The following is a 20,937-nucleotide window of genomic DNA, read 5'->3' on the forward strand; positions in this document are numbered from 1 at the left end:
GAATGCAATATGTCAAAATCCGCAGAAATCAGCGTTTTTCATCCCAACCCTGCGCCGCTCAACGCGGCCATTCTGGTGCTGGATGACTGCAACACGCTCAGCTTTGCCGCCGCGGTGGACCCGATGCGCGCCGCCAACCGTCGTGCCGGAAAGTCTCTGTTTAAATGGCAGTTCTACACCGCCACACAGGCTCCTGCCAATCTGACAAGCGGACTCCAAATCAATGGCTTACCGATAGATCAACTGCTGCGCTGTGACCTTCTTCTGATCGTGGCGGGTTTCCGGCTAGAGGAACAAGCCACCCCCCAGCTCTTGGCCTCGCTTCGCCGCTTCCACGCTGCTGGCACGACGCTTGCTGCCATCGATGGTGGGCCGTGGTTTCTCGCCCAAGCAGGCCTTCTTGATGGTCAAACGGCCACAACGCACTGGGAAGATATCGAGAAATTCGCCCAACGTTTTCCGCAGGTTACCACCGTCAAAGACCGCTTTTGCCTGTCAGGTCGCATCGCCACCTCCGGCGGCGCCAGCCCCTGTATCGACATGATGCTCTACCTGATCGAAACCCGCTTTGGTGCTGAGCTGGCCCGCCGGGTCAGCAGTGCGTTTCTCTACGATCCGCTGCCCGCCAGCAGCCAAAGGCCGATCTCCCTACCCCGCACAATCCGCCTGCATCCACAGCTCACCAAGGCGCTCGATCTGATGAGCCAAACCTTAGACACCCCACTGCCCATTCCAAGAATTGCTGCAAAAACAGGGCTTTCCACGCGCACATTGGAACTCAACTTCCAAACTCATTTGCGCTCATCGCCCAAAGCAACCTACCTGAAAATGCGTCTGGAAGAGGCCCTGCGTCTGGCAACAGACACGCACATGCCCGTGCGCGAAATCGCGCTAGCCACAGGCTTCAACAGCCCCACCAGCTTCGCCCGCTCGTTTAGACAGGCGCATGGAACCTCCGTCAGAGCCATTCGCCAGACGCGCGGCTAACCTCTTTATTTCGCGAGAATATTCTCGCCAATGACGCAGCGCCCTACCGCGCCACCGCCAACAACCCATCTACATCCAAATGGGTTTCAATGTGATCCGCTAAACGGTCCAGCACGGCCTCAACCGTGGCGTCATAGCCCTCACTGCCAACGGTTGCGCCCAACGCCGCCAGCCACGCACGCCGAAACCCGTCATCCCGAAACATCCCGTGCAGATAGCTGCCGGACACGCGACCATCCGCTGACACCGCCCCCTCGTCACGCCCACCCACGCGGGCAAACGGACGCGCCCGGTCCGCGCCATCGGTGCGTCCAATATGAATTTCATAGCCCCGAAAACTCTGATCAGACGCCACATGCACCGCCACTGTTTCCGTCAATCGCTTGTCTGGCGTCATCAGCGTCTCGACACGCAACATTCCAAGCCCCTCGGTCTCACCAACGGGTCCCTCAATGCCTTCTGGGTCGGATATCACGTCGCCAAGCATCTGATATCCGCCGCAAATCCCAAGCACATGCCCGCCGCGTCGCACATGCGCGACCAAGTCGATGTCCCAGCCCTGATCACGTAAAAACGCCAAGTCTCCGCGTGTGGATTTGCTGCCGGGAATGATCACAACCTTGGCGTCCCCCGGAATCGGCTCGCCCGCGCGCAACATGGTCAACGAGACCCCCGGCTCCTGCGCAAGCGGATCAAGATCGTCAAAATTTGCAATGCGCGACAGCCCCAGACAAACCACCTTCAGCCCATCGGCCTTCTCAGCGTTCTTGATGTCCAGTGCGTCTTCGGCAGGCAATTTCCACGCCTCGCCGAAATAAGGCAACACGCCAAAACCGGCCCAACCGGTCGTTGCTTTGATCAGATCATAACCGTCATCAAACAAACTTGGGTCACCGCGAAATTTGTTGACCAGAAACCCGGCGACCAGAGCGGCATCGCCTTCCGAAATCACGGCCTGCGTTCCGACAATCTGCGCGATGACGCCACCTCGGTCGATGTCTCCTGCCAAAACCACAGGCACGCCGGCCGCCTGCGCAAACCCCATATTGGCGATGTCACCTTGCCGCAAATTCACCTCTGCTGGACTTCCAGCCCCTTCAACAATCACCAAATCACTCTTTGATTTCAGTCTATTAAAGCTATCAAGCACCGCTTCAATGAGTTTGGGTTTTAGCTTTGCATACTCCCTTGCCTTCACAGTGGTCAGCCGCTTGCCTTGAACCACAACTTGCGAGCCAACATCTGTTTCAGGTTTCAAGAGCACCGGGTTCATATCCACCGTTAACGCTTTGTGGCAGGCCATCGCCTGCAACGCCTGCGCCCGGCCAATCTCTCCGCCATCGCTGGTCACAGCGGCGTTGTTGGACATGTTCTGTGGCTTAAACGGCGCCACAGACAGCCCCCGCCGCACCGCCGCGCGACACAGCCCAGCAACCAACATCGACTTGCCGACATTGGAGCCAGTGCCTTGAATCATAAGCGCTTTGGTCACATCACACCTGCTTTGGCAAAAACGCTTCAACCGCAGCCGACGCGATCACAAGTACATTTCCGTCATCCGGATTGGTGACATTCATACCGCCAAACACAGCTTTCACCTCAGCCCGCCCGCGTGGCAGCTTCTCCGCCAACACGGCACAATCCACCTTCTCCGGCTCCTGCACGCCCACAGTCACCTGCACCCGCATCTCTTTGGGGTCTTTGCCCAGCGCGGCAAACATCGGGATCGCAGAATGCCGGATCGCATCCTCAATCGCCCGCACGGCGGCCTTGGTATAGTCCTGACCGTATTGGTCATTGCCCATACCCATTTCGATGATAAAGCGTTGATCACTCATGTCGCCCACTCCACATCCAAAGCCACCGAAATCGCTACATTGGCGATCACAGTAGGATTGCCGCCATCATCGCGCGGTACATCCAACCCGCCTTTCACAGGCGTTACAGTGACTTGGCCGTAGGGGAAAATCGCTGCAATCACATCCGTGTCAACTTTTTCAGGTTGCTGCACGGCCACTTCAACGGTGATGAACATCTCGGCTTTGTCTTTGCCAAACAGCTCCGCGAGGTTGATGGAATTATGCCAAAGAGCATCCTTCACAGCGCGACTAGCGGCTTCCGTGTAATCCTGCCGCCGCAGCGACGACCCCATGCCAAATTCGGTGAGAAGACGTTTTATCATGCTGTTTTCCTAAGAATCCGGAGATCAAGCGTGTCAAAGAAGCCTGACCATTCTTCTGGAGGGGGATTGCCCGCCTTGTAGGCTTGTCGTTTTTGATCGTCTTGACCCGCATACCATTCGAAAAACCATTGCAAATAGGTTTCCCCAGACCCCATTCTCCACCCCATACTGGTTTTCTTCATGTCAGGGAATTCTTGCCAAGGGGCCAGCATCGGATCTGGTAACCGGCGCTTACCAGCTCCGAGACGATCCAGAGCCCTTTCAAGTGACAAACGCGTTTCTGAATCCAGCTGTGTACTCAAAATTCCACCCCAGCCTGCGCCTTAATGCCATCGCGAAAGGGATGTTTCAGCAACGTCATCTCTGTCACCAAATCCGCCGCCTCGATCAGCTCTGGTTTGGCATTGCGCCCGGTCAGCAACACATGTGTCATCTCCGGTTTCTCACTCAGCAAGAAGTCCACCACATCGTCGATATCTAAATAGTCATTGCGCAGTGCGATGTTGATTTCATCAAGCATCACAAAGCGGTTGTCCGGGTCGCGGATCAGCTGTTTCGCCAGTTCCCAGCCGGCCTCGGCCTTGGCGATGTCGCGCTCACGGTCCTGCGTCTCCCATGTAAAGCCCTCGCCAGACACATGAAATTTCACCTCATCCGCGAAATGCTCTTCCAGAAACGCGCGCTCCCCCGTGGCCATCGCCCCTTTGATGAACTGCACAACAGCCACCGGCATGTCGTGTGCAATACAGCGCATGATCATTCCAAATCCAGAAGAGCTTTTGCCTTTGCCCGGACCGGTGTGCACAATGATCAGACCTTTTTCTTCGGTCTTGCTGGCCATCATACGATCCCGTGCGGCCTTGATTTTCGCCATCTTGGCAGCGTGACGTTCGTTCTGATCCATGTTTTCGGGCATATTGCCTCTCCGTTGGCGCTTGACACAGCGGCGATCATTGCCCATTCGGGTGTCGCTGGTTCCTGTTCTTTGAACAGGTGAAAAGGGAATGCGAAACAGGCCTGACGTCAAGGCCCAAAGCGCAGCCGCCCCCGCGACCGTGACCGGAGAGGTCCGCCACAGCCACTGGATACATCCGGGAAGGCAGGTAGACCGACAGGGAGACCCCTGACATCCGCAAGCCGGGAGACCTGCCAGCAAAAATGACATGAACCGGACGGGGTGTTTCGGTGTCGGGCTGTCCACAGATGTCCCGTGTTTGCCCCGTCCCTGAAAAGGGACTGATTTGTATGACGGACGCACATGCTCCTGTCGAATTGCTTGTCTGCACAACCTGCCGTGCAGGCATGCCAACTGATGTCGAAGGCCCCAGGCCGGGAACGCAACTGTTTGAGGCGCTCAATGCAGCTGAATTGCCAGACAACGTGACGCTCAAAGGCGTGGAGTGCTTCTCCAACTGTGACCAAGGCTGCTCGATTACAATTCGTGGTGGCGCTGACCGGTGGACCTATGTCTATGGCAACTTCACTGGTGAAGACGATGCTGAATTGGTTGCCGATGGGGTCACCAAATACGCAGCCACCGCCGATGGTCTTGTGCCATGGCGCGAACGTTCAACTCACTTTCGTAAAAACTGCATCGCCCGCATTCCCCCTTTGGAGGCCGACCAATGAGCTCACTTGAAAAACTGCCCGTCACTGTCATTACTGGCTTTCTGGGCTCTGGCAAAACCACGCTTGTGCGCAACCTGATACAGAACCCGCAGGGCAAACGCCTCGCCGTGATTGTCAACGAATTTGGCGACGTCGGTGTGGACGGTGAAATCCTCAAATCCTGCGCCATTCCGGACTGCCCTGCAGAGAACATTCTCGAACTGGCCAACGGCTGCATCTGTTGCACTGTCGCGGATGATTTTATTCCGACCATCGAAGCCCTGATGGCATTGGACCCGCGTCCTGAGCATATCCTCATTGAAACCTCAGGTCTGGCGCTGCCCAAACCTCTTCTGAAAGCCTTCGACTGGCCGGACATCCGTTCCAAAATTACCGTTGACGGTGTGATCGCCTTGGCAGATGCCGAGGCTGTGGCGGATGGACGGTTTGCCGCCAACGTAGCCGCTGTAGATGCCCAGCGCGAAGCAGATGAAGGTCTGGATCACGAAACCCCATTGTCCGAAGTCTTTGAGGACCAAATCAGCTGCGCCGATATTGTTTTGTTGACCAAACCAGACCTTGCAGGCCCTGAAGGTGTGGCCAAAGCCAAGGAAATCGTACTGGCCGAAGCCCCACGTCCGCTGCCTGTAGTTGAAGTGGCCGAAGGCGAAGTTGACCCCCGTGTGATTCTTGGGCTGGAAGCTGCGGCAGAGGACGACATGGATGCACGTCCCTCCCACCACGATGGCCACCACGATCATGAACACGACGATTTTGAAAGTGTTGTCATCGATGTTCCGGAACAGTCCGATCCTGCGGCCTTTGCTGCAAAGATTGAAAAAATGGCAAAGGACCAGAACATTTTGCGTGTCAAAGGCTATGCAGCGGTCGCTGGCAAGCCCATGAGATTGTTGGTTCAGGCGGTCGGTGCGCGTGTGCGCCATCAATTTGATCGCCCATGGACGCCAGAAGAGGACCGCAAAGGCCGCATGGTCGTGATTGCAGAACATCACGACGTAAATATCGATGCGATCCGCGCAGCTCTGCTAGACTAACACTCCCATGCATGTAGTCTTTCGCGAAAGCCACGGTCTTGATGAGGCCGACACCCCGATGGATCTGGGTCAGTCCCCGGCCGATCTTGTCGTGCTGTCGTTCTCTGACAGTGATCTGGGGGCTTTCGCGGCAGGCTGGCATCGCGCCAATGGCGATTTGCCAACGTTGCGGCTGGCCAATCTCACGGCGCTCAAACACCCGCTTTCTGTTGATACCTATGTAGAGCAGACGCTGTCAGGGGCCAAAGCAATCCTGATCCGCCTGATTGGTGGGATATCTTATTGGCAATATGGCATTCAGCAAGTGCAGGCTTTGGCGGCTGAAAAAGGCATCGCGCTTGCGGTGCTCCCGGCAGATGGCCGCCCGGATGAGCGACTGGACGGGGTGTCTACACTTCCTGTTTCAACTCTGCATCGCTTGACCCACCTTTGTGACACAGGCGGCGCTATTGCAGCTCAAGCCGCGCTGGCGCAATTGGCGTTGGCGGCAGGGCTTTACGCCAAACCGGTCATAGGTTCGAAATCATTGCCCGACCATGGAGGCTGGACGCCCCAAAACGGGCTTTGTGATCCACTCAATGATCGCGACACAACCAAGCCTCTGATCGCGCTCACGTTCTACCGAGCTTACGTCAGCTCCGCCGACACGGCCCCAATCGATGCTTTGTTTGAGGAATTTCAAAATCGCGGCTTTGATGTGATCGGCCTGTTTGCGCCCTCGCTCAAAGTGCCCGCCTCAGCCGCATGGCTCTCTGGCACATTGAAATCGCTTAAACCTGCCGCCATCGTAAACGCCACATCGTTCTCCGGAAAAGGTGACAGTGGCACCTCGCCATTGGACGCCACGGACGCACCGGTGTTTCAGGTCGCTCTGGCCACCTCTCGCAAGAAAGCTTGGGCTGACTCTGAGCGTGGTCTGGCACCTGCAGACTTGGCCATGCATGTTGTGTTGCCAGAGGTTGATGGTCGACTTTTTGCAGGTGTTAGCTCGTTCAAAGAACCTGGCAAAAAAGACACCGCGCTAGAGTACTCCCGCTTTGGCCATCGCCCCCTACCCGAACGCATCCGAAGCGTTGCCGACAAAGTGGAAGGCTGGGTACAATTGGCCAAAAAGCCAAACAGCCAAAAACACATCGCCTGCGTGCTCAGCACCTATCCCGGCAAAGACTGGAACATGGCGCATGCCGTAGGTCTCGACCCATTGGCCAGCGTCGATGCCCTTTTGGGGGACCTGTCTGGAGCGGGATTTACCGCACCCCAAACAGACAGCGACGCACCTGTGAAAGACGCCCTGCTTTCGCACACCCTATCTTGGTCTGTCGACGCCTATCAGAGCGCGCTAAACTCTCTGCCGGACAGTTTACAAAACGACCTGATGCAAACTTGGGGACACCCCGAGGATGACCCGGATTTTGCCAACGATGCGCTTCATTTCAAAGCGACCAAACGCGGCAATATTGTCATTGCGCTTCAGCCCGAACGTGGCAGCAGCGCGCAACGCGAAGATGAATATCACGATCTGTCACGCGTGCCCCGTCACAGCTATGTGGCCTTCTATCTGTGGCTTCGTCATTGCTTTGAAGCGGACGCATTGGTTCATGTTGGCGCCCATGGCACGCTTGAATGGCTGCCCGGCAAATCAGTCGCTCTCTCGGCGGAATGCTGGCCAGAGGCCCTAGTTGGCAATCTGCCGGTCATTTATCCCTTTATCGTGAACGATCCCGGAGAGGCGGCACAGGCCAAACGACGTATCAATGCGCTCACGTTGGGCCATGTACCCCCGCCTCTGAGGACATCCGCCACACCGGATCGGTTTGCACGGCTGGAGACTCTTCTGGATGAGTTTTCCAACGCCGATGGGCTTGATCCCAAACGCCGGGACCGGCTGCAAAGCGACATCCGCAATGAGGCCGAAGCGCTTGGGTTGCAATCCGAGCTCGGACTGGATGCCGCAACGTCGCTGGCCGAAGCGATCACGCGCATCGACACATTTGTGTGCGACATCAAAGAAAGCCAGTTTGGTGACGGGCTGCATGTCTTTGGCCGCGCGCCCACGACCTCTGGCGCCTTTGATGCAACGCCCTCTGCCAATGCAGAACGCGATGGTCTTCTCCGTGCGTTGGACGGGAAGCGAATTGAACCCGGTCCCTCTGGGTCCCCTTATCGCGGCCGGCAAGATGTGCTGCCAACGGGGCGCAATCTCTACACCACCGATCCGCGTTCTGTGCCGTCACGCTCCGCTTACGCCCAAGGTGTCAAACTGGCTGAAGAATTGGTGCGCCGTCATTTGCAAGAAGAAGGCGATTATCCAAGAAATTTGATCGTCGACCTCTGGGGCTCCGCAACCATGCGTACGGCAGGCGAAGAGTTTGCCATGGCGCTCCACCTTCTTGGCGCGAAACCCGTATGGGACAAAGGCAGCGAGCGCGTTTCAGGCGTTGAAATATTGCCCATCGCCCTCCTTGAGCGCCCCAGAGTCGATGTGACTCTGCGCGTGTCCGGCTTGTTCCGCGATGTGTTCCCGACTTTGTCGACCCTGTTCGCTCAAGCGGTCAAAGCCTTGTCAGAGCGTGACGAAGCCTCTGATTGGAACCCTTTCGCCGGGCGTATCACTGCTCCACGCGTATATGGTCCTGCTCCTGGGAGCTACGGGCTTGGTATGGGGCCTGCGATCGACACCTATTCTGAGGAAGGCCGCAAATCCGCGGGGGAGGCTTGGCTGAATGCGTCGTCCTATGCATTTGATGGCGACACGATCACCAAAGATGGCGACGGCATTCGTGCGCGTGTTGGCGCGGCGGACAGTTTTGTACACCTGCAAGACCTGCCGGAAACCGACGTGTTGGTCGCGTCCGACTACGCCGCGCATGAGGCAGGCTTCGCAGCCGCCCAAAAAGTGACTGGCGGCGCAGCCAACCTCTATCACGTGGACAACACCAACCCACATTCCCCGCGCGCCCGCAGCCTGACCGAAGAAATAGCGCGTGTTGTCCATGCCCGTGCAACCAACCCTGACTGGCTGGCAGGCATGATGCGTCACGGCTTTCGTGGAGGGGCTGAAATCGCCGCAACGCTTGATCACATGGGCGCGTTTGCCAACCTCGCCGGCGCAGTGCCGCCACAACTGTTTGACGCCTATCACGAGGCCACGTTGGGCGATGAGGCCATCGTAACATTTTTGGAGCGCCAAAACCCCCAAGCACTGGCCGCCATGCGCGACCGTTTCGCAGCACTGCATGAAAGTGGCCTGTGGCTGACGCGTAGAAATTCGATCCGCGCCGACTTGGAGCGCGCCTCATGAGCCGCCCTCTGGCCAAAGGTTGGTGCCCTGGCGCCTATAAACCCATGATGTCTGGTGACGGCTTGGTGGTGCGCGTACGCCCAATGATGGCACGCCTCACTCTGGAGCAGGCATTAGGGCTGTGTGACATTTCCTCAGACTTTGGCTCTGGTTTGATCGATCTCACCAGCCGCGCAAATCTCCAAATTCGGGGCGTGACTGAGCAAGATCACGAAACCGTTTTAAACGCGCTTGCAGATCTAGGAATGCTGCCGGACGACCCAGAACTAGAAAGCCGCCGCAACATACTTGTGCCACCGCTTTGGACAACGGGAGACGACACAGAGCAGATCACGCACGATCTCGTGTCTAGGCTCGGCGATCTTCCTGAATTGCCGCCCAAAATGGGCGTGGCCGTTGACGTGGCGGGCGCGCCGCAATTTGCCAACGATTCCGCAGATTTTCGTTTTGAACGCTCAACGGATGACGCTTTGATCTTGCGTGCGGATGGGGCATCCGGTGGCCGTCCAATTGAGGTTGAAACGGCAGTAGATGCCTTGATCGAAATGGCAAATTGGTTTGTAAACACAGATGGGCCGTCCCGGCGTAGGATGGCAGCTCATACTGCAGTCACCCACCTTCCACCCGAATGGCAGGCCTCTCTACCCGCGTCGCCGTGCAAACAACTGGTACCTGGAAAGACCGCACTTGGAAGTGTTTTAGGCGTTGAATTCGGTCAAATCGAAGCCAAAAAACTCAGACAACTGATCACAGACACCGACGCGACAGCACTGCGTGTTACCCCGTGGCGTTTGTTCCTTTTGGAAGGCGTCGACCACGTAGACACGGACCATTTCATCACAGCCGCAAACGATCCGTTACTCACAACAACCGCTTGCCCCGGCGCGCCCCTTTGCCCATCTGCAACAGTAGAGACACGCCACCTCGCCCACACTTTGGCGCAACGCACAACTGGCCCGCTGCATGTGTCCGGCTGTTCCAAAGGCTGCGCCCATCCGCGCACCTGCGCGACCACATTGGTTGGTCGCGACGGCGCGTTTGATCTTGTAAAGAACGGCACCCCATGGGATGCGCCTTTCAAAACGGGCCTGACGCCTGACACCCTGACGACTGCCCTTGGAGAGCTTTGATGCCCTACGAATATGAAAAGAATGGTCAGGCCATTTATGATGAGAGTTTTGCCACCATTCGCCGCGAAGCCGCCTTATCTGGATTTGATGCCGACGAAGAACAGGTTGTTGTACGCATGATCCATGCCGCTGGCATGGTTGGCCTTGAGAAACACGTGAAATTCACCCCCGGCATGGTTGCAGCCGCCCGCACAGCCATGGAAAACGGCGCACCGATATTCTGTGACGCGCGCATGGTCAGCGGCGGTGTGACTCGCCCGCGTTTGCCTGCGGACAACGAAGTGATTTGCACGCTGCACGCCGAGGGCATTCATGATCTGGCTGCTGAAATGGGCAACACCCGCTCCGCCGCCGCGCTCGAGCATTGGCGTGACCGCCTTGGTGGCGCCATTGTGGCCATTGGAAATGCTCCGACGGCGCTGTTTCATCTACTCAACATGCTCGAAGACCCTACCTGCCCGCGCCCGGCCGCCATCATCGGCTGCCCTGTTGGTTTTGTGGGCGCGATGGAAAGCAAGGACGCGCTTTGGACTGATCAACCGGTGCCTTGTATGATCGTTGCCGGGCGCCTTGGCGGCTCTGCCATGACGGTTGCTGCCATCAACGCAATTGCGAGCCGCAAAGAATGACTGAGTCAGGCACCATACACGGCGTAGGCCTTGGCCCGGGCGATCCAGACCTGATGAGCGTGCGCGCGCATCGTCTTTTGACCAACGCCAAACATGTTGCGTTTTTTCGCAAAGCGGGACGCAAGGGTCAGGCGCGTCAGATCGTCGAAGGGTTGCTGCCGGAAAATGTGATCGAATTCCCAATGGAATATCCGGTCACAACCGAAATTCCGCTATCAGATCCGCGTTACAACGAAGTGCTCTCGACCTTCTACGAAGAAGTCACCCAGCATTTGATCACGCTCGCCCAAGGCGGCGAAGACGTTGTGGTACTGTGTGAAGGTGACCCGTTTTTCTACGGCTCATTCATGCACCTCTACGCACGCCTGCGCGACTTGGTGCCTGTTCAAGTGGTGCCTGCCATCACTGGTATGTCAGGCGCATGGACAGCAACCGAAGCGCCGATCACTTGGGGCGATGACGTGCTAACTGTGTTGATGGGCACTCTGCCACGGGACACCTTGTCTGATTACATCGCACGCACAGATGCCCTAGTGATCATGAAAATCGGCACCAATTTTGACAAAGTGATCGAAGCGCTCAAGTCCGGCGGACGTTTTGATGACGCATGGATTGTCCAATACGCCACCATGGCAAACCAAACCGTCACAAAGCTCAGCGAAATGACAGACGATGCAACACCTTATTTTTCCATCATCGTGGTGCACGGCCAAGGACGCCGCCCATGACCGGTTGGGTGCAAATTGTGGGCATCGGCCCTGGCGATGAGACGTTGATCACGCCACAGGTACAAGCCGTTTTGTCGGAGGCGACAGATGCGGTCGGCTACATTCCTTATGTGGAACGCGTGGCACAAAACCCGAACCTGGCCCTTCACCCGTCTGACAACCGAGTCGAAATCGATCGCTCTCGCCATGCTTTGGAAATGGCCTCTGCGGGAAAACGTGTGGTGGTTGTGTCTTCTGGTGATCCGGGTGTGTTCGCGATGGCCGCCGCCGTTTTTGAAGCCGTGGAAAACGGCGACCCGACATGGCGCGACTTAGACATTCGCGTATTGCCCGGCATCACCGCAATGCTGGCGGCATCTGCCGCCTGTGGTGCGCCTTTGGGGCATGATTTCTGCGCCATCAACCTCAGCGACAATCTGAAACCTTGGAGCCTCATCGAGAAGCGTTTGCGTCTTGCAGCTGAAGCTGATTTTGCGATGGCGTTTTACAATCCACGTTCAAAGTCTCGACCAGAAGGCTTCGAAAAGGCTCTTATTGCTCTGAAGTCCGCCTGTGACGACAATCGCCCAATGATCTTTGCGCGCAATGTGTCCCATCCAGATCAGTCGATCAAAATCGTGCCCCTGCAAGAGACCACGCCCGATATGGCAGATATGCGAACTGTGGTGATTTTGGGATCAAGCCAAACCCGCATCATCACAAGAGACGGGGCACCAATCGTCTACACCCCGCGGTCCGTAGACTAATGGCTCCGGGGCTACGGAGTCTCGCATCGCCTGAGCCATGCTGCAACGGCGTCAGGCGTTCCCACCTCTTCGCGAGGCGGCAAAACAGGCCGATCAATCATGATTACCTCTATTCCCAATGCGCGCGCGGCGTGCAACTTGGCAGCCGCCCCGGTCCCACCCGCGTTTTTGCACACCACCACATCAATCTTATGCGTCGCCATCAAGGCACAATCGTCCGCCTCCTGAAACGGACCTCGTGCCACGACAACAGTATGATTGGGCAACGGCGGCGTCACTTCGGGGTGGTCAACCAACCTCAAGACGTAGTGATGTTGCGATTGAACTGCGAATGCTGGCAAATTCAATTTCCCCAAGGCCAGCAGGACACGCCTCTTTGGACCTACCAAGGCCTCAACCGCTCCCTCGATATCTGTCACGCACGTCCATTTGTCCCCCGCTTGAGCACGCCATTCTGGTCGCGTCAGCGCCAAAAGTTTCACATCAGCAGCTTCACAAGCCTCAAAGGCGTTCCAACTCATCTGTGCCGCAAAAGGGTGCGTGGCATCCACGACATGGGTGATGTTATGCTGTTTCAGATATTGAACCAATCCAGCGGCACCGCCAAATCCACCGATACGCGTGGGCAAAGGTTGCACCTTTGGAGATGCGACGCGCCCGGCATAGGAAAACACCGCATCCACATGCGTTGCAGACAGGAATTGGGCCAACGCGCTGGCCTCCGTGGTTCCGCCGAGAATAAGGAGTTTGGACGTCATGTCTGATAGTCTCTGGTTGACCATAGTTGGGTTGGGCGAAGATGGCCCAGATGGGCTTTCCCCTGCAAGCCTCAAAGCACTTTCAGAGGCAGAGGTGATTATGGGTGCACCGCGCCATCTGTCCCTGTTGCCCCCCCTTAGCTGCGATACCATTGAATGGCCTGTGCCTTATGCCGACGGGATTGCTCTGTTGCTAGAAAAACGTGGCAAGAAAACCGTTGCCCTGGCCTCTGGGGATCCGTTTTGGCATGGCGCAGGCGGCACTTTGGCCAAACATTTAGAGCGCGGGGAGTGGCGCAGCATTCCGTCCCCTTCAACTTTGTCTTTGGCAGCGGCGGCATTGGGTTGGTCTTTGGAGAGCACGGTTACACTTGGCCTGCACGCAGCGCCCTTTGCCCGACTGCGTCCACATCTTGCCAAAGGCACGCGTGCGATTGTCACCCTACGCGACGGGAACGCCGTTACAGAGTTTGCCGGTTGGCTCAGCAAGATTGGTTTTGGCGACAGCACGCTTCATGTCATGGAAGCACTCGGGGGGCCGAATGAGCGCATTCGCGCAACCACAGCGCAAGATATGGCCTTTGACGACATAAACCACCCGGTCAGCGTTGCGATCAGTGCTAAAGGGGGCCCAGCACTTTCGCAAAGCAGCGGGCAACCCGACGCATTTTTTGACAACGACGGTCAAATCACGAAACGCCCCGTGCGCGCACTGACACTTTCTGCGCTTGCACCGCAGCCCGGCGAGCACCTCTGGGACATTGGGGGGGGCTCTGGATCTATCGCCATTGAATGGCTTCTCGCCCACGGCCAGAACGCGGCCACCAGCGTAGAAATCAATCCGGACCGTGCAAACCGGATCCGCGAGAATGCCACCGCTTTGGGCGCCGACCGGTTGAAAGTGGTCACCGGTGCTGCGCCGCAGGCCTTAGAGGACCTGGCCCCGCCCGATGCGGTCTTCATAGGCGGCGGCATCAGCGAGGATATGTTGCAAACCGTGTGGCGGCAGCTTCCCGCACAGTCCCGGCTTGTGGCCAATGCCGTCACGCTTGAAGCAGAAACGCTTCTGGCATCTTGGCACGCAAAATTCGGTGGAGACCTCTTGCGCATCGAGCTGGCACATGCGACCCCCTTGGGCCGCAAGCGCGGCTGGAAATCCAGCTACCCAATTGTGCAATGGAGTGTAAGCAAATGAAGGTCGCCGGATTTGGTTTCAGACAATCCGCCACCCTAGATAGCCTGCGCAACGCGTTGGCTGCCTGTGATATTGCGGATGTTGTGGCCATTGCCACACCAACAGACAAAGCGCACAACGAAGCTTTCGCAAGCCTTGCCGCTGACCTCTCGTTACCGGTCATTACAATCGAAGCTGAGGCAATGCAGGCTGTCAAAACAGCAACTCAGTCATCCAAAGTGCTGGAGAAACGCCAAACTGGCTCTGTCGCTGAAGCCTGTGCATTGGTCGCAGCTGGCCCAAACGCCATTCTCCTGAAATCACGCAACGTATCTGATGATCGCCTCGCCACCTGCGCCATTGCGCAAGGAGACCCCCAATGACGGTTCACTTCATCGGAGCGGGCCCCGGTGCCGCCGATCTTTTGACGCTTCGCGGGCGTGATCTGATCGCATCGTGCCAAGTATGTCTGTACGCAGGCTCTTTGGTGCCTGAGGCTATCCTGTCGCATTGCCCAGAAGGCGCACGTATGGTCAACACTGCGCCGCTCGATTTGGATGCCATCGTCGCTGAATGCAAATGGGCTCAAGACGCAGGCCACGACGTAGCGCGCTTGCACTCTGGCGATCTATCGGTCTGGTCCGCAATGGGTGAACAAATCCGCCGTCTGCGCGCCGAGGGAATCCCGATCAGCGTTACGCCTGGTGTCCCAAGTTTTGCCGCCGCCGCCGCCGCCCTGCAAACTGAATTGACCCTGCCGGGCCTCGCTCAATCCGTTGTACTGACACGCACACCCGGCCGCGCATCCACCATGCCCGAAGGTGAAACTCTCGCCAATTTCGCCGCCACCGGCGCCACACTGGCCATCCACCTCTCCATTGGTAATCTTGACCATGTGATAGAGGATCTAACCCCAGCCTATGGCAGTGCTTGCCCGGTCGCAGTGGTGTACCGTGCCAGCTGGCCGGATCAGAAGATTATCCGCACCACGCTTGGCACGCTGAAGTCCGACATGACAGAGAACATCACCCGCACCGCCTTGATCCTTGTGGGCCCCGCGCTCGCAGGGGACGGCTTTGACGAAAGCTGTCTTTATGCCAGCGAATACGACAGGCGTTATCGCCCACAATCCGCAGAAAGCCCGTGGTCCAGTTGGCGCCACGGTGACGATTGAGGAAAGAGTACAACATGACCATGCCCCCCGGTATTCTGATCTCAGCCCCGTCCTCTGGCACGGGCAAAACCACCGTTATGCTTGGCCTACTGCGCGCGCTGGCGGAGGATGGTCTTGCGGTACAGCCTTTCAAATCTGGGCCCGACTACATCGACCCGGCCTTTCACCACGCCGCCGCCCGCCGCCCTGCTTTCAATCTCGACACATGGGCAATGCCCTCAACACTTGTCGGTGGCATCTCAGAACAAGCCAAAGGCGCCGACATTGTTGTCGCCGAAGGTTCTATGGGCCTGTTTGACGGCGTTGCAACGCGCGGCGAAGGCGGCTTTGGTAGCTCTGCCGAAACCGCCCTCATGATGGGCTGGCCGGTGGTGTTGGTCATCGATGTCGGCGGCCAAGCCCAATCTGCCGCGGCCACAGCCTTGGGGTTCAAAAGCTACAATCCTGAGGTGCCATTTGCAGGTGTAATCCTGAACCGCTGCGCGTCTCCCCGCCATGAACGTCTTGCACGACTCGGCATGGACCAAGCCGGTATCAATGTTTTGGGTGTTCTACCCCGCCGCGGCGACCTTACTCTGCCGGAACGACATCTTGGTCTTATTCAAGCGATCGAGCACCCGGACCTCGAAGCTGCCATCGCGGGCTACGCCGCCTTTTTGCGCAGCCATGTAGATATCGAGGCCATCAAGGCCACCGCCCGGGCAGGTGATGCCAAAACCGGCACCCTGCCCAGGCCACCGGCACAACGCATTGCATTGGCGCGCGACACGGCGTTCAGCTTCACCTATCCGCATTTGCTCACTGGTTGGCGAAATTCGGGCGCAGAAGTACTGCCTTTCTCGCCGCTTGCCAATGAAGCCCCAGATCCGAGCGCCGATCTGGTCTGGCTGCCCGGCGGCTATCCAGAACTGCACGCCGGCACTTTGGCCGCCAATCAGACCTATCTGAGTGGGCTGCGCAAACACGCGCAGACAAAACCAGTGCATGGCGAATGCGGCGGCTACATGGCACTTGGCACCGCATTGATTGACAAAGAAGGCACCCGCCACGAAATGGCGGGCTTACTTGGCCTTGTGACCTCTTACGAAAAGCGCAAGTTCCACCTCGGTTACCGCCAAGCAACGTTACAAGCACCTATGCTGGGCTTTGACGCCGGTGCCCGTCTGCGCGGCCACGAATTCCACTACTCTACAATCTTGGAGGAGCCGGACGCACCGCTTGCAAACGTCGGCGATGCAGACGGCAACCCTGTACCGGAGACTGGTTCCATCAAAGGCAATGTCACCGGTACTTTCTTTCACATGATTTCTGAGGCCACGTCATGACTGGTTTTGTCAGCTTTGTCAGCTCCGGCCCCGGCGATCCCGAGCTCTTGACCCTAAAGGCCGTGAATCGCCTCAGCAAAGCATCTGCGGTTCTTTTTGATGACCTCTCATCTGGCCCCATCCTAGAACATGCAAACAAAGACGCAGATCTCGTGGGCGTTGGCAAACGTGCAGGCCGTCCGTCCCCCAAGCAAGATCACGTAAGCCAGCTTTTGGTCGACTACGCACAAACCGGAGCGCATGTTGTGCGCCTGAAATCGGGCGACAGCGGTATTTTTGGACGCTTGGAGGAAGAAATCACTGCACTAAAAGATGCAGGTATCAATTTTGAGATCATCCCCGGTGTCACCTCCGCCAGCGCCGCCGCAGCCGCAGCAGGCATCCCCTTGACGCGCCGCCTAGTCGCCCGTCGTGTACAGTTTGTAACCGGCCATGACGTCGCCGGCGCACTACCCGGCGACCTAAATCTTCAGGCTTTGGCAGATCCCGGCGCCACCACAGTGTTGTTCATGCCCAAACGCACCTTTCCTGAGCTTGCTGAGAAGCTTTTCGCTACAGGCCTGCGTCGCGACTGCCCTGCATTGCTGGCTGAAAGCGTATCTCATCCAGATCAAACCCTGACTCGCACAACGATGGAAGATTTGGCCATGCAGCTCGCAAAAAATATCTCCTCCGCTCCCGGCATTATCTTGTTTGGCGACTTGGCAGAAAGCCCATAGGCTCCGTTTGGCGTAAAACACGGCCACTGAAGGCACTCCAGTTCGCGATCTCCCAACAACGCTTGAGAATCTTATGACAACCACACTCTCTCTTGTTGGCATCGGCTCCGGCAACCCCGACCATCTAACGCTACAGGCCATCAAAACACTGGAACGTGCAGATGTCATTTTGCTGCCACGAAAAGGCGCAGAGAAAACTGCGCTTGCCGACCTCCGTCGCATGATTGCATCTGAGCTATTAAAGAAAACACCAAATGTCGTTGAGTTTGACTACCCTGTGCGCGATGCAAACACTCCCAAATATCATGACGGGGTAAACACATGGCATGATGCGTTGGCTGCTATTTGGCAAAACCTGATTGCTACGCACGTGCCTCCAAATGGCCGCCTGGCTTTGATGGTCTGGGGGGACCCGTCGCTCTATGATAGCACGTTGCGCATTGCCGACCGTGTCATTGCGCGCGGCATCGATCTCGCCGTTGAAGTCATCCCCGGCATTACCTCATTGCAAATGCTGACCGCTGCCCATGCCATCCCACTCAACACACTGGGTGACCCGGTCCTGATCACCACAGGTCGGAAATTGCGCGAGGATGGCTGGCCCAGCGGCGTCCAAACTGTGGCGGTCATGCTCGATGGTGAGTGCTCGTTTCAGCACCTTGCACCCGAGGGCCTCAACATTTGGTGGGGCGGTTATGTCGGCATGAAGCAACAAATTCTGATCGACGGCCCTTTGGCAGAAGCCTCGCCGAAAATCATCGAGGCCCGCGCAGACGCACGGGCCAAGAATGGTTGGATCATGGACATCTACCTGCTGCGCAAGTCCTGATCAGATTGTGGCCTCAAACAACGCCGTCAGATTGGCTTCGGTCAACTCAATCGGATTGCCGCCACAGCTCGGATCGATCAGTGCGCCTTTTACCAACTCAGGGATCGCATCTGCCGTCACCCCCAGTTCGCCAAGCTTGCGCGGCACTCCCATGCCGTCGTTAAACCCCTGTACAAACGCACGGAATCCATCAAAGCCGCCTTCGATACCCAAATAGCTTGTCGCGCGGTCAAACCGCTCCGCAATCACCGGCGCATTTAGATCCAACACTGCCGGCATACAGACCGCATTTGTGGTGCCATGATGGGTGTTAAACATCGCACCCACAGGGTGGCTCATAGCATGGATCGCTCCGAGCCCTTTTTGAAAGGCCGTCGCCCCCATCATCGCCGCGCTCATCATATTGGCACGTGCCTCAAGATCGCATCCATCAACATAAGCCCGTGGCAAATTCTCTACCACCAACTTCATACCTTCCAGCGCAATGCCTTGGCTCATCGGGTGGTAATGTGGGCTGGAATAGGCCTCCACACAATGCGCAAAAGCGTCAAGCCCGGTGCCCGCCGTGATGAATTGGGGCATTCCAACGGTCAATTCCGGATCACAGATCACCACGGACGGAAGCACCTTGGGATGAAAGATGATTTTCTTCTCATGTGTCACGGAGTTGGTGATAACGCTGGCCCGCCCCACTTCAGATCCGGTTCCAGCAGTGGTGGGCACAGCGATGATTGGTGCGATGCCTTCTGGATCGGCCCGCGTCCACCAATCTCCAATATCCTCAAAGTCCCAGAGCGGGCGGGTTTGCCCTGCCATAAAGGCCACCATCTTACCCAAATCAAGACCAGAGCCGCCACCAAATGCGATCACGCCGTCATGGCCTCCCGCGCGGTAGACCTCCACACCTGCCTCAAGGTTCTTCTCGTTTGGATTTGGGTCGACGTCTGCAAACATCGCACGCCCCAAACCAGCGGCCTCAAGTAAGTCCAACGCCGCGACTGTGATCGGCAGGTTTGCCAGACCTTTGTCCGTCACCAGCAGCGGCTTGGACATGCCCGTGGCCGAGCAAGCTTCCACCAGCTCTTTGATACGACCTGCGCCAAATTTGATTGCGGTTGGATAAGACCAGTTCCCCACGAGTGTCATGATGTCACCTTTTTAAGATGGTAAGATTTCGGACGAGTCAGGTTTTGATAGCCAATCACCGAAAGGCCCCCACCGCGTCCTGTGTTTTTGCACCCCGTCCAGCAAAGCGCGGGATCCAGATAGTCAGCACGGTTCATAAACACCGTTCCCGTCTCAATCTCGTTGCCGACACGCTCTGCGCGTGCGACATCCTGCGTCCACAAGCTTGCTGTCAGACCAAATTCACTGTCATTCATCAGAGCAATCGCCTCCTCGTCAGACGACACCTTCATGATCCCCACCACAGGTCCAAAGCTCTCGTCGCGCATCACCCGCATCTCATGAGACACATCGGTCAGGATCTGCGGCGTCAGATAGGCCCCACCATCATCCTCGGCAAAGGTCTCAATATGGGCTGTTGCACCAGCTTCCACTGCTTCAGCAATCTGAGCGCGCACCTCGTCGGCAAAGCGCACATTGGCCATGGGGCCAATGGTGGTTTCGCTGTCCAGAGGATTGCCGAGTTTATACCCCTTCACAATCTCAACCGCTTTGGCAACAAATTCATCAAACAGGCTTTCATGAACATAAATGCGCTCAATCCCGCAACAACATTGCCCTGAATTGAACATCGCTCCGTCAATCAAGGTGTCGACCGCTGCATCCAAATCCGCATCATTCATCACATAGCCTGGATCTTTCCCACCAAGCTCTGTTCCCACACCAGTGAACGTCCCTGCCGCAGCACGCTCCATCGCCTGACCGCCCCCAACAGACCCTGTGAAGTTCACAAAATCAAAGGCATTGCCCGCAATCAATGCGTTGGTCACCTCATGGCTCAAAAACACATTCTGGAACACGTCTTTCGGTACGCCAGCCGCATGGAACGCCTGTGCCATACGTTCACCCACAACAAGTGTCTGTGTCGCGTGTTTCAACACGACGGCATTGCCCGCAATCAATGCTGGCGCAACAGTGTTGATCGCAGTCATGTAAGGATAGTTCCACGGCGCCACGACGAAAACCACGCCATGGGGAAGCCGCTTGATGTAGCGTTTAAAGGTGGCATCTTCACCAACTTCAATGTCCGCCAAAACCTCTTCGGCGATCTCAGCCATATAGCCGGCACGCTCCTCAAAGCCGCCGAACTCGCCACCATAACGCACTGGACGCCCCATCATCTGGGCAAGCTCCGGCACGATTTCGTCGTTCATCGCACCCACTGCGGCAACACCTGCCATCACCAGATCAACCCGTTCTTGCAAAGGACGAGCCGCCCAAAGTTTCTGCGCCACCTTCGCAGACACTGTGGCAGCAAAGGCCTCATCTGAACTCAGCGCAGGTCTTTCTGCAAATACCGATCCATCAATCGGAGAGATACACGTCAACATGTCAGTCATGACACACCTCCAGTTTCAGCGGGCCAGCGGCCACTGCTATATTTGGACAAAAAAATCTCGGGAAGCG

Annotated in this window: 21 protein-coding genes and 1 riboswitch; of the genes, 14 read left to right on the plus strand and 7 right to left on the minus strand. The window is 57.1% G+C overall.

The genetic code is table 11. From position 1 onward, the window contains the following. The first annotated feature begins 9 nt into the window (after positions 1 to 9). Positions 10 to 987: a GlxA family transcriptional regulator gene (locus ABWV47_RS04005; RefSeq protein WP_353308577.1), complete on the plus strand. Its 978-nt coding sequence runs from the start codon at positions 10 to 12 to the stop codon at positions 985 to 987. Positions 988 to 1,030: 43 nt separating this feature from the next. Here ABWV47_RS04005 and ABWV47_RS04010 read toward each other — a convergent pair whose 3' ends face one another. The 4 genes from ABWV47_RS04010 to cobO form a co-directional block, all read right to left on the minus strand. Beyond that, positions 1,031 to 2,464: a cobyric acid synthase gene (locus tag ABWV47_RS04010; RefSeq protein WP_353308579.1), complete on the minus strand. Its 1,434-nt coding sequence runs from the start codon at positions 2,462 to 2,464 to the stop codon at positions 1,031 to 1,033. A 16-nt stretch (positions 2,465 to 2,480) separates the two neighbouring features. Next, positions 2,481 to 2,825: a Lin0512 family protein gene (locus ABWV47_RS04015; RefSeq protein ID WP_353308581.1), complete on the minus strand. Its 345-nt coding sequence runs from the start codon at positions 2,823 to 2,825 to the stop codon at positions 2,481 to 2,483. Beyond that, the gene (locus tag ABWV47_RS04020) at positions 2,822 to 3,169 is read right to left on the minus strand and encodes a Lin0512 family protein (RefSeq protein WP_353308582.1); all 348 of its coding nucleotides are present in this window, start codon (positions 3,167 to 3,169) and stop codon (positions 2,822 to 2,824) included. Before ABWV47_RS04020 ends, ABWV47_RS04015 begins: the two co-directional genes overlap by 4 nt. Positions 3,170 to 3,467: 298 nt before the next feature. Next, positions 3,468 to 4,085: a cob(I)yrinic acid a,c-diamide adenosyltransferase gene (gene cobO / locus ABWV47_RS04025; protein WP_353308584.1), complete on the minus strand. Its 618-nt coding sequence runs from the start codon at positions 4,083 to 4,085 to the stop codon at positions 3,468 to 3,470. Between the two features lie 39 nt (positions 4,086 to 4,124). After that, positions 4,125 to 4,337: riboswitch (cobalamin riboswitch) on the plus strand. 77 nt (positions 4,338 to 4,414) lie between these two features. On the opposite strand from cobO, the gene ABWV47_RS04030 reads away from it, so the two are divergent. From ABWV47_RS04030 to cobJ, 7 genes are read left to right on the plus strand one after another with little or no spacing between them, the layout of a single operon-like run. Continuing rightward, entirely contained in the window at positions 4,415 to 4,798 is a 384-nt protein-coding gene (locus ABWV47_RS04030; RefSeq protein ID WP_353308586.1) for a DUF1636 family protein, read from the plus strand. Further along, complete coding sequence (cobW, locus tag ABWV47_RS04035; RefSeq protein WP_353308587.1) at positions 4,795 to 5,832, plus strand: cobalamin biosynthesis protein CobW; 1,038 nt, start codon at positions 4,795 to 4,797, stop codon at positions 5,830 to 5,832. The genes ABWV47_RS04030 and cobW overlap by 4 nt, the downstream gene beginning before the upstream one ends. 7 nt (positions 5,833 to 5,839) lie before the next feature. After that, positions 5,840 to 9,133, plus strand: a complete 3,294-nt coding sequence (gene cobN / locus ABWV47_RS04040; RefSeq protein ID WP_353308589.1) for a cobaltochelatase subunit CobN — start codon at positions 5,840 to 5,842, stop codon at positions 9,131 to 9,133. After that, positions 9,130 to 10,263, plus strand: coding sequence for a ferredoxin-like domain-containing protein (locus ABWV47_RS04045; protein ID WP_353308591.1), 1,134 nt, complete (start codon positions 9,130 to 9,132; stop codon positions 10,261 to 10,263). Before cobN ends, ABWV47_RS04045 begins: the two co-directional genes overlap by 4 nt. Then, positions 10,263 to 10,892 carry a precorrin-8X methylmutase gene (locus ABWV47_RS04050; RefSeq protein WP_353308593.1) on the plus strand — a complete coding sequence of 210 codons (630 nt, stop codon included), beginning with the start codon at positions 10,263 to 10,265 and terminating at the stop codon, positions 10,890 to 10,892. Before ABWV47_RS04045 ends, ABWV47_RS04050 begins: the two co-directional genes overlap by 1 nt. Beyond that, positions 10,889 to 11,620, plus strand: coding sequence for a precorrin-2 C(20)-methyltransferase (locus ABWV47_RS04055; RefSeq protein ID WP_353308595.1), 732 nt, complete (start codon positions 10,889 to 10,891; stop codon positions 11,618 to 11,620). The genes ABWV47_RS04050 and ABWV47_RS04055 overlap by 4 nt, the downstream gene beginning before the upstream one ends. Beyond that, positions 11,617 to 12,366, plus strand: coding sequence for a precorrin-3B C(17)-methyltransferase (cobJ, locus tag ABWV47_RS04060; protein ID WP_353308597.1), 750 nt, complete (start codon positions 11,617 to 11,619; stop codon positions 12,364 to 12,366). The genes ABWV47_RS04055 and cobJ overlap by 4 nt, the downstream gene beginning before the upstream one ends. Before the next feature lie 11 nt (positions 12,367 to 12,377). On the opposite strand, the gene ABWV47_RS04065 is transcribed toward cobJ, so the two are convergent. Next, positions 12,378 to 13,124: a cobalt-precorrin-6A reductase gene (locus tag ABWV47_RS04065; RefSeq protein ID WP_353308599.1), complete on the minus strand. Its 747-nt coding sequence runs from the start codon at positions 13,122 to 13,124 to the stop codon at positions 12,378 to 12,380. Between ABWV47_RS04065 and cbiE the strand changes: the two genes are divergently transcribed. The 6 genes from cbiE (at position 13,123) to cobF (ending at position 18,345) form a co-directional block, all read left to right on the plus strand. Next, positions 13,123 to 14,319: a precorrin-6y C5,15-methyltransferase (decarboxylating) subunit CbiE gene (gene cbiE / locus ABWV47_RS04070; RefSeq protein ID WP_353308601.1), complete on the plus strand. Its 1,197-nt coding sequence runs from the start codon at positions 13,123 to 13,125 to the stop codon at positions 14,317 to 14,319. The two genes, ABWV47_RS04065 and cbiE, sit on opposite strands and share 2 nt — an antisense overlap. Further along, positions 14,316 to 14,681, plus strand: coding sequence for a cobalamin biosynthesis protein (locus tag ABWV47_RS04075; RefSeq protein WP_353308603.1), 366 nt, complete (start codon positions 14,316 to 14,318; stop codon positions 14,679 to 14,681). The genes cbiE and ABWV47_RS04075 overlap by 4 nt, the downstream gene beginning before the upstream one ends. After that, on the plus strand, positions 14,678 to 15,472 hold the full coding sequence (gene cobM / locus ABWV47_RS04080; protein WP_353308605.1) for a precorrin-4 C(11)-methyltransferase: 795 nt from the start codon (positions 14,678 to 14,680) through the stop codon (positions 15,470 to 15,472). The genes ABWV47_RS04075 and cobM overlap by 4 nt, the downstream gene beginning before the upstream one ends. Positions 15,473 to 15,486: 14 nt before the next feature. Further along, entirely contained in the window at positions 15,487 to 16,797 is a 1,311-nt protein-coding gene (locus tag ABWV47_RS04085; protein ID WP_353308606.1) for a cobyrinic acid a,c-diamide synthase CobB, read from the plus strand. Beyond that, positions 16,794 to 17,516, plus strand: coding sequence for a uroporphyrinogen-III C-methyltransferase (gene cobA / locus ABWV47_RS04090; RefSeq protein ID WP_353308608.1), 723 nt, complete (start codon positions 16,794 to 16,796; stop codon positions 17,514 to 17,516). Before ABWV47_RS04085 ends, cobA begins: the two co-directional genes overlap by 4 nt. A 73-nt stretch (positions 17,517 to 17,589) precedes the next feature. Beyond that, positions 17,590 to 18,345 (plus strand): precorrin-6A synthase (deacetylating), encoded by a 756-nt coding sequence (cobF, locus tag ABWV47_RS04095; RefSeq protein ID WP_353308609.1) that lies wholly within the window; start codon positions 17,590 to 17,592, stop codon positions 18,343 to 18,345. On the opposite strand, the gene ABWV47_RS04100 is transcribed toward cobF, so the two are convergent. Both ABWV47_RS04100 and ABWV47_RS04105 read right to left on the minus strand, forming a co-directional pair. After that, positions 18,346 to 19,491 carry an iron-containing alcohol dehydrogenase gene (locus tag ABWV47_RS04100; protein ID WP_353308610.1) on the minus strand — a complete coding sequence of 382 codons (1,146 nt, stop codon included), beginning with the start codon at positions 19,489 to 19,491 and terminating at the stop codon, positions 18,346 to 18,348. Continuing rightward, positions 19,488 to 20,870, minus strand: coding sequence for an aldehyde dehydrogenase family protein (locus ABWV47_RS04105; RefSeq protein ID WP_353308612.1), 1,383 nt, complete (start codon positions 20,868 to 20,870; stop codon positions 19,488 to 19,490). Before ABWV47_RS04105 ends, ABWV47_RS04100 begins: the two co-directional genes overlap by 4 nt. Between the last annotated feature and the right edge of the window lie 67 nt (positions 20,871 to 20,937).

The sequence above is a fragment of the Shimia sp. NS0008-38b genome, assembly GCF_040370365.1.
Taxonomy (GTDB): domain Bacteria; phylum Pseudomonadota; class Alphaproteobacteria; order Rhodobacterales; family Rhodobacteraceae; genus Shimia.